We start from the raw sequence: 14,240 nt of genomic DNA on the forward strand, positions 1-14,240 counted from the left end.
GATATCAGTAATAGAAGACCAAATCATACCTGCAGGGCCTATGCCATCACTAAAAGTTGTCGGGAAAGTGATGCGCTTATCTTCATCATTTAATAAATGTGGAGTTACCCTGTTATCAACAGCCTTTACATCTTTAGAAACCAATTTGGTGTCCTTCATACCCAATGGGTCAAGAATTCTGGCTTTAACAAAGTCATTCCACTCCATACTGCTCGCAGCCTTGATCACCTCTCCTGCTACTGCATACATAATATTCTGATAGACATAACCGCCACGCAATGGATAAGCCATTGGCGCGTGCCGCATCCTTTTAATCGTTTCTTCTGCATCCAGTTCTATCCCGTACCAGATGAGGTCAGCATTACCAAGCCCCAGATTATGCGTCAATAAATCCTTTACAGTGGCATCTGCAGTGATGTATGGATCAGAGAGTTTAAAATAAGGCACATGATCTGTGACTTTATCCGTCCAACTCACTTTGCCTTCATCTACCAGCATGGCCATTGCCATGGCCACCATAGCTTTAGTTGTAGATGCCATGGAAAACAAGGTATGTTCATCAACCTTAGTACCATCATCCTGATTCCTGACGCCATAAGTTTTGGTAAAAACAGCTTCCCCGTCTTTAACCACAGTTACGGCCAGTCCTGGTATTTGCCAGTCGGCAATGCCCTTATTAATAAAGCCGTCAAGCTCTTTGGCTTTTTTGTCCTGGGCCTGCGCTGTTACAGCACATAATAAAATGACGGTGATGATGCGTAAAGATCTGTTCATTAGTCTTGATTGATGTTTGAAGATCAAACAAGATAGTAAAAATTATTAACCCAAGTTTGATCAATAAAAATCATCGTTATGTCGATATGAAGTGCAGCGGAATGAGACATCTCCCTTTAGGACTTGTGGACAATGATTAGGAGACTTCTCACTACGCTATGCTCTGTTTCGAAGAGACGGTTCTGTTAGGTTTTGTCTTGCCTCCCTCAATACTACCTCAACAGGCGGGCCGGGAATTAAAGGTTTACATTTTTGAAACCAATAATAATTTGGTACCACAGCAGTTTATTTAATCAAAATAATCACCGCCCCAATAGCCGTTAGCAGCAAAATCATTTGTCTGAATCGCTTCTCTCTGATCAGTTTTACCAGCCTCACTCCACCAAAAAAACCTATGAGAACTCCAGGAAATAGAGAGGCGCTAATCACTAAGGATGAGGAAGTTATGGTTCCCCACACCCAAATATGGAAGGGCAACTTAAATAAGTTAATGATGAAGAACAACCAGGCAGCTGTACCAATGAATTGATCCTTTGGCAACCGCATGGCCAGGAAGTAAATGTTAGAAAATGCCCCTGCCAGATTGCCTACCATGGTAGCAAAGCCAGCACTGAGTCCCATCACTGGAGCAATGAGTATATTGTTAGTCAGGTTTTTCTTACTTCTATCCCACCAAAACATGATTACAACGCTGATCAGTATTATGATAGACATTCCTTGCTTAAAGATATGCTCAGACACATCATTACCTGCCCAAACTCCTACCAGCACTCCAGCCATCATCCAGGGCATCATTTTAATGAGATAAGGCCATTGTACATGTCTGCGATAATAGGTAACAGCGAGTACATCTGCTCCTATCAACATGGGTAGTAGTATACCAGTGGATGCTTTAGCGTTGAAGGTGATCGCCAAAATGGCCACACAAAGCATGGCTATGCCTTTAATGCCAGATTTGGAAAGGCCGAGAATAATGCCAGCTAATAGACCGGCTGTCAGAATCTGCCAGTTATCTAAAGGCATAAGTATAGACAAATTCAAATGTAATAAACATAGGAAATGAGTTTAATCAGAGCTTACAAACAGAAATGAGAGTGAAATATATTTGCAGCAATATTGAGAAGATGAAGTTATTAAAGCCAATTATTAATCAATAAAAAATAGGCTGCACCTGCCAGATATCCTGCTATTGCTAAAAGGGAAATTCTTTTTAGGTACCAGCCAAAGCTTACTTTTGCCATACCCATAACAGCAACCCCAGATGCGGAGCCGATAATCAAAATACTGCCACCAGTTCCTGCACAATAAGCCGTAAACTCCCAAAGCTGACTATCCATTGGAAAATCCTGTAAAGAATACATACCCATAGTAGCAGCCACTAGTGGCACGTTATCAACAATAGAAGAAAGTACACCCATTACAAAAACTATCATATCCAAATTGCCAATAGTGGCATTCATCCAGATGGCAAGCCCGTATAGAATATTAGCATGTTGCAATGCTCCAACTGCCAACAATATGCCTAAGAAAAACAGCACGCTTGATGAATCAATTTTACTTAATGCATACACCGCTGAAAATGGCTTTTTTTCTTGTTCATCTTTTTTGAAATGAATTAACTCTGACATGATCCAAACCATGGAAAGCCCCAACAACATACCCATATAAGGAGGTAGATGAGTAACAGCCTTGAAAATTGGAACAAATACCAAAGCTGATAAACCGCCAATCAACATCTGTTTACTGCCTCGAACTTTCTCTTTCTTTAGAACATCCTTTTTGTTGCTCTCTACCCTATGCAAGTCACCCTTCATAGTAAATGATAATATAATCAGCGGCACCAGAAGACTTATTACACTCGGGATAAATAGCGTTTTCATGATATTCTCAGCACTCACCTGTCCACCTATCCAGAGCATGGTGGTGGTAATGTCACCTATGGGTGACCAGGCGCCACCAGCATTAGCGGCTATAATCAATACTCCAGCATAAAGTTTAATATCCTCTTTGTCGTCCATTAACTTTCTCAGTAATGATATCATTACTATCGAGGCTGTTAAATTGTCAAGTAGGGCTGACAGGAAAAATGAAATACCGCCTATCAGCCAAAGGAGCTTTCGCTTGTCGGTGGTCTTTATTCGATTGGTGATAACATCAAACCCCCTGTGAATGTCTATTAACTCAATAATAGTCATGGCCCCCATCAGGAAGAACAAAATCTCAGAAATATGACCAAGCTCAAGTGTTAATTCCTCAGAAAAATCATCGACATGTCCGGAACTTACAACATACACCACCCATGAAATAACCCCTGTATAAAGGGCCACGGCAGTTTTGTTGATTTTGATAACTTCCTCTAAAGAGATGAGGAGATAACCAAAAATGAAAACGGATATGAGGTAAGTAACCATAGGTCAGCCTGAATATACAAAAAGGAATGGAATGCATTACGAATGACTAATAAAATCTTAATGCGGTACTTAATACAAAATAGGAGCCATAATGTTTTAACAATCAGTTAATTAAAAAAGCACAGCCCACAATTTAATGCGAACCGTGCTCTTTTTTTTTAAAATTCTAAGACAAATTGTTAATTATTATTAGATACCCCTCCCTACTCAGTTCTGATTGAATTCACAGGATTAGAGATCGCGGCTTTTATGATCTCATAACTTACTGTAACAATGGCAAATATCAATGCTGACAGCCCTCCTACAACAAAAGTCATTGGCTTTAGACTCGTAGCATACGGAAATCCAGAAAGCCATTCAGTCATTCCATAATAGCTTGCCGGTACAGCTATGATGATTCCTATTATCACCAAAATGGCAAAACGCTTGGTAAACAGGTACATTACACTACCTACAGATGCTCCTAATACCTTTCTAATACCAATCTCTTTAATGTTTTGCTCAATGCTGAAAGATGACAAACCAAACAGCCCTAAAACGGCCACAAAGATGGTTAGCCATGAGAAATAGGATACCAACTCACTGAGCTTCTCCTCAGCCACATACTGGTCATTAAAGCTCTCACTTATGGTGTAATAATCAAAGGTTGAGCCTGGACGTAGCGTCTCCCATTCTCCTTTAAGATAATCAGAGGCCTCACTCTCCATTCCTTCTTTAAATTGGACAATTACATTTCTTGCTCGCCCTTGGGTAATAACAAATACCATAGGCGCAATAGATTGATGTAAAGATTCAAAATGAAAATCATCTACAACACCTATTATAAACCCATTTCTACCACCATAATTAAACTTCTTACCAACAGCATCGTCCGATGATGTATAGCCAAGTCCTACTATCGCGGCATTATTAAGCACAAACGCTTCTGACGAATCACTCGCCAGGTTGTAATCAAAGTTTCTGCCTGCCAGAAACTTTACATCCAATGTCTTCAAATAATCATGATCTACATGGATATCGGCTATTCTAAAATTGATATTGACCATTTCACCTCCTATCTCAGCTTGTCCGCCCTGTGAGTCGAGCAATCTGCCTGACGGTACCCGACTAGCAAAGGTTACATCCTCAATGCTGGGTTGCTTCATAAGCCTGTCTTTAATCATTCGGAAGTTGTCATGTATCTGCTGGTTGGATGGCAAAACAATCATGTTATCCTTTCTGAAACCCAAATCTTTGGTTTTCATATATTCGATCTGATCACCAATAACCCCTACGCCAATGATCAGGCAGATGGAAATAAAAAACTGAAAAACCACTAAAATCGATCGCAGGTTCACCTTCTTATGACTGTTGAGTTTGGCCCCTTTCAAAACCTTTACTGGAGTAAAGTTTGATAGATAAAAAGCAGGATAACTGCCAGCAATAAGCCCTACAACTAAAACCACGCCTAAAAGTAGTGATGTGAAAAACAAAGGATCAACTGTGGTTAATGACAGCTGTTTTCCTGAAAAGTTGTTGAACCAGGGCATCACAACTATGACTATACCAACAGCCAATATCGCTGAAACTGTCGCGAGCAATACGCTCTCTGTTATAAACTGTCTGATCAACGATGTTCTAAATGCGCCCATCACTTTTCTCACCCCCACTTCCTTGGCTCGCTTCATAGAACGGGCGGTGGAAAGGTTCATAAAATTAATACATGCAATGAGCAATATGAACAAAGCAATAATGATATAGGTGTAGACATACTTAATGTCACCATTAGCTTCAATTTCGCTATCCAGATGTGAATGCAGATGAATATCCGTGAGGGGCATTAAGTGCAACTTATTAGTGGTTGAAGCAGCATTTCCATCATTATTGGCCCCTAAGTGCTTATCAATAAATGCAGGCACACCAGCCTCAAATTCAGCAGGACTAACACCTTCAGGGAATAGCAAAAACGTTGAGAAGTTATTACTCCCAAACTGCTGCATCAGCTGCTCTTTACCTACTACATTTTCATAAGTAAGAAATGAAGCAATCATGTTATAATGAAAATGGGAGTTATTAGGAGCATCCTGAATAACACCTGTGATTTTCATTTCAATTTCTATTCCGAAATTATTGAATGTCAATGACTTATCAATTGGATCTTCATCTCCAAAGTACCTTTTTGCTGCTGTTTCTGATAGCACCAAAGTATTAGGCTCTATTAGCGCAGTTTCAGGTTTTCCTTTGATAAACTTCCAGGAGAAGACCTTAAACACATCTGCATCTGCAAAGAAAAAGTTATCCTCTTCAAATTGTTTTTCACCATCAGCAGTGCTCATCAGTGGACCATAACCACTCATTAGTCTCACGGCCTGCTCCACAATACCTTCAAAGTCATTCTCTATTAGTGGTGCGAAAGGTGGAGCTATATGCCCCAGGTGCAAACTTGACTCACCATCCTGATTTAACCACTCTCGTGAGACTCTATATATTCTATCAGCCTTTTCATGGTACTTGTCATAGCTGAGTTCATTCTGGACATAAAGTGAAATTAGAATGGTGGCAGCCATGCCCACGGCCAGACCAAAAATGTTGATGAAGGAATACAGCTTTTGACCTAGAATATTCCTTACGGCAATTTTGAGATAATTACGTATCATGTCGATGTTGTTTGAGTTTGAGTTTCTAAATTGACTTTTAAGTTTTTTAATAACCGAAGGTCTTAGCATCAGCAAAACCTCCTTTCTATAAATATTTCTGGCTACTGCGCTACCATGAGCTTCTACATTATGATAGTAGGCTTCCTCCAGATCGCCTTGTAGCTCTTCGAAGAATTCATCAGCACAAAACCATTCAAAGAGTTTCTCGAATAGTTTCGGTGGCGTATTATTTTTTACCATACAGCATAACTCACATTTACCGCCCAGTCCGGTACTTTAGTCCACAATTGCTCCCGTACAGCTCTTGCTTCCTTTAAAGATTCTTTGCCAAGATTGGTGACTGTAAAAATGCGCTTTCGTCTGCCACCACGTTCTTCAGTAGCTCCTCCCATCTCAGATTTGATAAAACCTTTCTCTTCCAATCTGGTTAGCGCAGTATGAAGCGCTCCCCTGCTGATGGTTCTATTAAGTTCATTTTGAATCTCTTCCTGGATTCTTACTCCATAGGATTCATCTTGTAGAATGAGAATGGAAAGCAATACGACCTCTTGAAATTCACCTAAGTAAGTACCTTTCATAATTTCATTGTTAAGTATTAGACCACTGTCTTATTAAATGGTTGCGCAAAAATTCAATTATTTGTTTCGTAAATGGATACATTAAATACTGACCGTGCATCTTATTTGTTTCATAAATGAAGACTTTAATTTAAAAATTGGCATTGAAGCTATTTAAACTGAGTTTTTCAACTTATAAAAAGTAAGTCAATAATAAATATTTCTAATTGTAGTTGTTCATTGGAAGAATGAATACTAAAGTTATATATTAGCCCATGCCCAATAGACTACTCATTGTATTATTACTTATTTTATTTCGAGTTAATTTCAATCAGGATGCCAAAGCTCAGCAGCATTCTTATACCATCAATTTGAGAGGTGATAAAATTGGAGAAATCAGTGCTACAAAAACTGAAGATGCGGGCATGACATCCTATCTGGTTGTTTCTGATGTCACTTTCAAAGTGTTATGGAAGTCGTACAACAGAAAAACAGAGCATAATCTAATTATTGAAAATGATAGGATAAAGAAAAGCTACTCAGGCATTTATATGAATAAAAATAAAGAGGACTCTGCTTCTATGGAGTACTTAAATAATAACTACAAATGCTTCAAGTTTCCTAATAAACATTTCAATCTGGTGAATGCGGACATCTCCTATTTTTCAGCGAAAATGTATTTTGAAGAGCCCGTCCATATTAAAAGTGTATTTTCTGAACGTTTTTTGGAATACTGTCCATTAGAAGCCCTTGGGGATCACAAGTACAAACTCTCTCTTCCCAATGGAAAAGATAACATCTATACCTATGTTGATGGCAAACTTGTGGAGGTCTATGTCGACCGAACCTGGTTCAGTCTCAAATTTGAAAAGGAACATTAGTCTAAAAAACTTTACCATTCGTCCTAGTCAATAGAGTTTCTATGGACATTGTCTTTTATCTGTGCCGAATTAAAAGTATATTAAAGTTATCATGGCACAATATACAATTACTATCAACGGAAAGGCGCAGCAAGTAGAAGCTGCCCCTGACACTCCCATGTTATGGGTACTTAGAGATCACCTTGATCTAGTAGGAACAAAGTTTGGATGCGGCATTGGTCAATGTGGAGCATGTACCATTCATTTTAATGGTGTTGCAACCCGATCATGTCAAATTCCAATATCAGCAGTTGGAGAAAATCCAGTTGTTACTATTGAAGGTCTATCAAAAGAAGCAGATCATCCAGTTCAAAAAGCATGGATAGAACATGATGTACCTCAATGTGGCTACTGTCAGAGTGGACAGATTATGAGCGCAGCTTCTTTACTTAAACAAAACCCTAACCCCACAGATCAGGAAATTGAGAATGGAATGAGTGGCAATATCTGCCGCTGCGGTACATACACGCGAATTAAGAAAGCAATTAAAACTGCTGCCAATAGCTAATTCATCCTACCTAAAAACTTAACGCAATGACACTTATTAAAACCAAATATAATCGTAGATCATTCTTGAAGGTCACCACTGCTTCTACTGGTGGTATTATCTTAGGCTTTAGCTGGCTGGCTTCCTGCTCTCCTACTCCTGAGCAAATTAAGCAGATGCCTGACGAATGGTTTAATATTAATGCTTTTCTTAAGATCGGTGATAATGGTATAGTTACTATCATGTCTCCAAATCCTGAAATCGGCCAGAATGTAAAAACATCAATGCCCATGATTGTTGCCGAAGAGCTAGATGTTGACTGGAAGGATGTAGTTGTAGAACAAGCCGGTTATGATATTCAAAAATATACACGCCAATTGGCTGGTGGTAGTCAATCTATCAGGCAGGGATGGCAAAGCTTGCGAATGGCAGGTGCCACTGCCAGAAGAATGCTGTTGGAAGCTACTGCCAAGCAGTGGGGCGTTTCTGCAGATGAATTAACAACTGCTAAAGGAGTAATAAGCCATGCTTCAGGCAAATCAATGACTTATGGTGAAGTAGCATCTGCTGCTGCAGGCATAGAGGTTCCTGAAGAGGTAAAGCTTAAAGACCCAAAAGACTTCAAAATAATAGGACAGCCAACCAAAAATGTTGATGGTCCTAAAATTATCAAAGGTGAATCATTATTTGGCCTTGACTATAAGGAAGAAGGCATGCTCACCGCCATGATCGTTCATCCGGAAGGCTTTGGCATGAAGCTGAAGTCAATGGATGCAACTGAAGCCAAAGCTATGCCTGGCATTAAAGATGTCTTTTCGTTCACTGTTTACCCTGAAGGAATAGAAAAACAATGGTCAGATGTAAATGCTTTTCCTGAGCAGGTAGCTATTGTTGGCAACTCCACATGGGAGGTAATGAAAGCCAAGAAGGCCCTAAAGCTTGAATGGGAGTATGCTGAAGGTGGCGGAGAAAGTACTGCCAACTATGTAGAGTCCCTTTCAGAACTTATGAGTAAAGATGTCGCTGAGCCAGCCAGAAAAGATGGTGACCCAGATGCTGCCTTTAAAAATGCAACAAAAACTGTTGAAAGAGAATATAGTGCTCCTTTTCTGGCGCACAATACTATGGAGCCGATGAACTTCTTTGCTAATGTGACTGCTGACAAAGCTGAGCTGGTAGGCCCGATACAAACTCCTGAATATTTGAGCAAAACTATTGCGCAGGTGTTGGGAATGCCTGAAGATAAAATTTCCATTATGATGACCCGCATGGGTGGTGGTTTTGGAAGAAGACTCTACGGTAATTTTGGAGTTGAGGCAACTATGATCTCCAAGAAGGTAGGCGCTCCAGTAAAACTAGTTTATAGTAGAGAAGATGATATGACTCAAGGCACCTATCGCCCTGCTTACAAAGTGAAATATTCAGCGGCCATTGACGAAAACAATAATGTAACTGCTGTAAAAATAAAGGGTGCAGGTATTAATGGAAGTCCTGTTTTTGAAAACAGATTTCCTGCCGGAGCATTGGACAACTACTTGTCTGAAAATCATAACCTTGAGTCAGCTATTTCTACTGGTGCATGGCGTGCACCAAGATCAAATTTTATCGCCTTTGCTGAGCAATCCTTCCTTGATGAAGTGGCTGAAACAGTGGGTAAAGACCCTATTGACTTTAGATTGGAGCTTTTTGAAAGGGCAAAATCTAATCCTGTAGGAGAAAACAATGACTATGATCCAGAAAGATACGCAGGTGTCTTGAAGCTCGTTAAGGAGAAATCTAATTGGGGTACAGAAATACCAGGAGTAAGTAGAGGTGTTTCCGCTTACTATTGCCATAACTCCTATGTAGCTCAAGTAGTAGATGTTATGATGAAGGATGGTAAACCGCGGGTACAAAAAGTATGGTGCGCTATAGACTGCGGAATTGTAGTAAACCCAGAAGGAGCCTTAAATCAGGTTGAAGGAGGAATTATTGATGGTATAGGACACGCTATGTACAGTGCCATGACCTTCACTGATGGTGTTCCAGATCAAAAGAACTTTAATGAGTATAAATTGATAAGGCATAACGAAGCGCCTCTTGAAATAGAAACACACTTCGTTCAAAATGGCATCGACCCTACCGGGCTTGGAGAGCCTAGTTTACCACCAGTTGCTGCTGCCTTAGGCAATGCGATTTACAAAGCCACTGGAAAAAGATTAGAAGGCCAGCCTTTCACTGACTATTTAGGTGAGGCAATAGAATTAGGTTAATACATTACTTATTTTTTAACAAATAGAAAGGATAAGTCGGCAAAGGCTTATCCTTTTTCATTTTGTTCATAACAGTATTTAACAAAAATGGCTGCAGCCACCTCTTGCAAGGGACCACAGCCACGTCCATCAAACTTACATTCTTATTTAGGATTGCGCTAACTCAAATTGGTATACATTTTCCAATTTAGAGTTATCGCTGAAGGACACTTCAAGATCTTTGATTATGCCGTTACCGATATCGTATACCCACCCATGAACCTGTAGAGGTTTTCCGTTTCTCCAGGCATTTTGAACTGTAGCAGTTTTACAAAGATCAAAAACCTGCTCTTGTACATTGAGCTCTACAAATCTGTTTTCGCGCTCATGATTGTCTGCAATTGCATCTAATTCTTTTGCGTGTATGTTGTAAACATCTTTTATGTGTCTTAGCCAATTGTCAATCAGTCCAAGCTGCTGATTGCTCATGGCAGCCCTCACTCCACCACAGCCGTAGTGGCCACATACGATGATATGTTGCACCTCCAGCACATTAACGGCATAGTCAAGCACACTTAACATGCTCATATCGCTATGTACGACCATATTGGCAATGTTACGTGTAACAAACACTTCGCCTGGTTGGGTGCCTGTAATCTCATTGGCAGGCACACGACTATCTGAGCATCCTACCCATAGAAAAGGTGGCTTCTGTCCGTTCTTCAGCTTTTCAAAAAACTGTGAATCTTCTGATAGCTTATCAGCTACCCATTTCTTATTATTTTCTATAAGTTGATTATAAAACTTGTCCATTGTAAGCTAAATATTAAATTATAATTCAATTAATGATATTTAAATCACTGTATATCAATGATTTAAAATCGAATAAAATCTAAATTAACTATACTCAGGAGGAGGCACGGGTATTTTCTGAACTGGCGAACAGTACATCAGAAAAAACTGGCTATATCGAAAAGATATATTAACAAATGAATTGTCAGTCAACAACTGATAAAATGCAAGAGACTTGTCCTCCTTTTCCAAAGAATCTTTATGTGGCTCATCCTCCTTTTCCCCTTCTGAATCAGGAAATGTCTCTGAGTATTCAACTACATAGTTACTATCAAGTACACTTGCAATTACCTCAATCTCAGTAATTGTAAAACAGATCAGCAATATAAGGGGGATCAATTTCTGCATTCTTATCAAAGATACGATCAACTATCCTAAATAGTTAGATTCATTTCACCTTTTACTTAATCCCACCTGTGAATCAAGTGGTTATGAAAAATCCCATCAAAGTTTAATCAATTATTAGTAGATTGGATTAAGTTTTAGTTCTAAATAATAACAACTTTGGACTTACTTGATATATTAAAGTAGAATATAGAGAATGTCTTTAAATCTATTAGTGCGGCTTTATACATTTATTCTTTTCATGCAGTTCGGTGCATTACTGAATACACCTGCTCTTGCTCAAAATCAAAATCCTGATCAAATAAAAAAGGAGCTTGAACAGCTCAAAAAGGACAACCAAATTGAACCTGCAACTAAGCTGGCTTTTAAACTTGCCGATACCTATTGGAAACAAAAGAAATTTAAGGAAGCCATTGATGCCTTTGAGGATGGAATAGATTTAAGCACTTCAATAAAAAATGATGCCCTTACCCAGGATGGCTACTATGCATTAGGATTATTGAATAAAGATATTCAGGAATATAATGATGCCATTCGAAGTTTTAAGAAAAGTATAGACTATTCCTCAAAACTCAATGATCACATTTCAACTGCGCAGGCACACCTGCAAATCGGAACTCTTTACAGCATCCAAAACAAGAACAGACGAGCCATTGATGAAATGGAGTCGGCATTAAAACTGGCCATCGAAAAAGACCTCGAGAACATCACCATTGAAAGCTATGCTCAGCTTGCCAAGATTTACAAGGAGACCGGCAATGAAGCTAAGTATAAGGAATATACTAACAATCTGGCCTTGCTTAAGAGTGATTCTGAAATGAAAGAGGAGATTGAAAAGATAGAGAGTCAGATTAACTCAGTGCAAAACCAATTGAGTAATAAGGACAAAGCACTGGAAATGGCCAATGACTCCCTAAATAAGGTTCAGGAGATTACCAATGAACAAAGGTTACAAATTGATTTGTTGAGTATTGAGAAAGACTTAACCGATATGACCATTCAGGCTCAAGAAGCTGAGCTCAAAAACAATAGACTAACTCGTAATTATTTGATATTGGTTGTATTGCTTGCACTGGCATTCGGAGTTTTTGTTTTTATTGGCTATCGCAACAAAATCAAGGTAAATAAGAAAATTCATGAGCAGCACCTCAATATTACCAGCAGCATCAATTACGCGCAACGGATACAGCAGGCCATGCTTCCTGACGTTAACCTCCTGGCTAAGTTGTTACCCGACTCTTTTGTGCTTTTCAAGCCAAGAGATGTGGTAAGTGGCGATTTCTATTGGGCCAAGGAGCTGGAAACAAGCGATGATCAATTTGCTATTGCAGCTGTAGACTGCACAGGTCATGGCGTGCCAGGGGCATTTATGTCAATGGTAGGGATGAATGCACTGAACAGCATTACTGGTAAGGGGGTAACATCTGCCTCGGAAATATTAAGTCAGCTTCATAAAGAGATTCATACATCACTCAAGCAAAGTGAATCTGGCAATAAGGATGGAATGGATTTGGCTTTATGTACAGTAGATAGAAAAAAGAAAATGGTCACCTATGCAGGAGCCAAAAATGCACTTATTTATATCAAAGATGGTGAAATAAGTCAAATCAGGGCAGATAAGCATCCTATTGGCGGAGGTAAATATGAAGAACTAAAATTTACTGAACATCAAATACCCATTGAAGGAGACATGACTTTCTATATGTATTCAGATGGTTATGTGGATCAATTTGGGGGACCCAAAAACATGAAATTTATGAGTAAGAAGTTCAGAGAGCTCATCCTTAGAATTTCCCATCTTCCACTTAGCGAACAAAAGGAACGCCTTGAAGGCGAATTTATTAAGTGGAAAGGCTCTGGACGTCAAATAGATGATGTACTCGTTGTAGGTTTCAAAGTATAATATGGATCCTTTTGAATACGTAGTTGTACTCACCTCTCTGATAGTCGGCTTAGGTATTGCCCAAATACTCACAGGCATTGCCGATGTTATATCAAACCTAAAAAAAACTAAGCTCTATCTTCCTCATATCTTATATACGTTAGCCATATTCTTTTTGCTAATTCAGGAATGGTGGATTAATTATCAATATGCATCAGAAATAACTAGCTGGACATTAATGGTAGTAATTTCCATTATTGCTTATCCCATACTGTTGTTTGTAATGGCCAGAATGATATTCCCAACGGGTATCCGAGGTAATGAGACTGATTTCAAAAAGTATTATTACGATCAATGGCGCTACCTTTTTACCATTGGAATAACTACTGTTATTGTCAGCATTACTCAAAATATTATAATATCAGATTTAAGCCTTTTCTCGCAATGGCCGCAGTTTTTATATGGTTTGACCTATCTGGCATTTGTGACATTTAATATTCAAAAGCCAAAAGCTCATCTTGTGTTTCAAATAATAGTCTTCGCAGTTACGCTAGCGCTGATTATTATGAACGGCAATGAACTAATGGCCTATTTGTAATTAAATGCCCTTAATCACTTCTTTTAAGTCTAGCCTCGTCTGTGGGGCAAACTCTCTTTCTTTCAAATCTTCAGGCACATTATCTGGTGCTACTCTGTAACCAATGGCTGCTACGCAGATAGATTCAAAGTCATCGTCCTGAATCAACTCTTGCTGGGCCCTATCTCTGTCATATCCACCCATCTGATGCACATTGAGATCAAGATGGGTAGCTTGGACAGTTAAGCTTGCCATGGCCTGCCCAGTATCATACCAGTAATGCATGTTAGGCTTCCCATTTTGCGAGAATGTCTTTTTAGCATAAGCTAAAACTAACACTGGTGCTGTCTTTGCCCATTTCTGATTAAATTCTACCAGTATATCAAAGATTTTATCATAGGTCTCCTCTCCTTTTACTCCTACCAAAAAACGCCAGGGCTGTTCATTAAAACAACTCGCTGACCATCTTGCGGCTTCAAAAAGCGACAATAAATCAGTTTTATCAATTGCCTTGTCTGCATATATTCTACCACTCCATCTTTTCTCAAGATTTTCCTCAAGAGGAAAA

Annotated in this window: 13 protein-coding genes; 5 read left to right on the forward strand and 8 right to left on the reverse strand. The window is 39.2% G+C overall.

Annotation, left to right across the window (positions count from 1 at the left end):
- The 5 genes from E1140_RS06585 to E1140_RS06605 form a co-directional block, all read right to left on the reverse strand.
- A partial coding sequence (locus E1140_RS06585) for a serine hydrolase domain-containing protein (RefSeq protein WP_155180611.1) occupies nucleotides 1–774 on the reverse strand: 774 nt, incomplete at its 3' end.
- Nucleotides 775–1,059: 285 nt separating this feature from the next.
- Nucleotides 1,060–1,809 carry a sulfite exporter TauE/SafE family protein gene (locus tag E1140_RS06590; RefSeq protein ID WP_246202723.1) on the reverse strand — a complete coding sequence of 250 codons (750 nt, stop codon included), beginning with the start codon at nucleotides 1,807–1,809 and terminating at the stop codon, nucleotides 1,060–1,062.
- Nucleotides 1,810–1,907: 98 nt separating this feature from the next.
- Nucleotides 1,908–3,185, reverse strand: a complete 1,278-nt coding sequence (gene nhaD / locus E1140_RS06595) for a sodium:proton antiporter NhaD (RefSeq protein WP_155180614.1) — start codon at nucleotides 3,183–3,185, stop codon at nucleotides 1,908–1,910.
- A gap of 203 nt (nucleotides 3,186–3,388) precedes the next feature.
- A complete protein-coding gene (locus E1140_RS06600) occupies nucleotides 3,389–6,061 on the reverse strand; it encodes an ABC transporter permease (RefSeq protein ID WP_221412647.1) in 2,673 nt (890 codons plus the stop codon).
- Entirely contained in the window at nucleotides 6,055–6,399 is a 345-nt protein-coding gene (locus tag E1140_RS06605) for a PadR family transcriptional regulator (RefSeq protein ID WP_155180617.1), read from the reverse strand. Before E1140_RS06605 ends, E1140_RS06600 begins: the two co-directional genes overlap by 7 nt.
- 254 nt (nucleotides 6,400–6,653) lie before the next feature.
- On the opposite strand from E1140_RS06605, the gene E1140_RS06610 reads away from it, so the two are divergent.
- The 3 genes from E1140_RS06610 (at nucleotide 6,654) to E1140_RS06620 (ending at nucleotide 10,037) form a co-directional block, all read left to right on the forward strand.
- Nucleotides 6,654–7,259 (forward strand): DUF6134 family protein, encoded by a 606-nt coding sequence (locus E1140_RS06610; RefSeq protein WP_155180620.1) that lies wholly within the window; start codon nucleotides 6,654–6,656, stop codon nucleotides 7,257–7,259.
- Nucleotides 7,260–7,350: 91 nt separating this feature from the next.
- Nucleotides 7,351–7,806, forward strand: coding sequence for a (2Fe-2S)-binding protein (locus E1140_RS06615; RefSeq protein ID WP_155180623.1), 456 nt, complete (start codon nucleotides 7,351–7,353; stop codon nucleotides 7,804–7,806).
- A 26-nt stretch (nucleotides 7,807–7,832) separates the two neighbouring features.
- Nucleotides 7,833–10,037 carry a xanthine dehydrogenase family protein molybdopterin-binding subunit gene (locus tag E1140_RS06620; RefSeq protein ID WP_155180626.1) on the forward strand — a complete coding sequence of 735 codons (2,205 nt, stop codon included), beginning with the start codon at nucleotides 7,833–7,835 and terminating at the stop codon, nucleotides 10,035–10,037.
- Between the two features lie 147 nt (nucleotides 10,038–10,184).
- Here the strand turns inward: E1140_RS06620 and can are convergent, their stop codons facing one another.
- Nucleotides 10,185–10,829, reverse strand: coding sequence for a carbonate dehydratase (gene can, locus E1140_RS06625; RefSeq protein WP_155180629.1), 645 nt, complete (start codon nucleotides 10,827–10,829; stop codon nucleotides 10,185–10,187).
- Nucleotides 10,830–10,913: 84 nt separating this feature from the next.
- Nucleotides 10,914–11,216 carry a hypothetical protein gene (locus E1140_RS06630; protein ID WP_221412648.1) on the reverse strand — a complete coding sequence of 101 codons (303 nt, stop codon included), beginning with the start codon at nucleotides 11,214–11,216 and terminating at the stop codon, nucleotides 10,914–10,916.
- A 193-nt stretch (nucleotides 11,217–11,409) separates the two neighbouring features.
- On the opposite strand from E1140_RS06630, the gene E1140_RS06635 reads away from it, so the two are divergent.
- Nucleotides 11,410–13,116 carry a SpoIIE family protein phosphatase gene (locus tag E1140_RS06635; RefSeq protein WP_155180635.1) on the forward strand — a complete coding sequence of 569 codons (1,707 nt, stop codon included), beginning with the start codon at nucleotides 11,410–11,412 and terminating at the stop codon, nucleotides 13,114–13,116.
- Nucleotide 13,117: 1 nt separating this feature from the next.
- Entirely contained in the window at nucleotides 13,118–13,693 is a 576-nt protein-coding gene (locus E1140_RS06640; RefSeq protein WP_155180638.1) for a hypothetical protein, read from the forward strand.
- Here E1140_RS06640 and E1140_RS06645 read toward each other — a convergent pair.
- Nucleotides 13,694–14,240: nitroreductase family protein (locus tag E1140_RS06645; protein ID WP_155180641.1), on the reverse strand; the 547-nt coding region annotated here is incomplete at its 5' end.

Source organism: Fulvivirga lutimaris (assembly GCF_009711525.1).
In the GTDB taxonomy this organism is placed as follows: Bacteria; Bacteroidota; Bacteroidia; order Cytophagales; family Cyclobacteriaceae; genus Fulvivirga; species Fulvivirga lutimaris.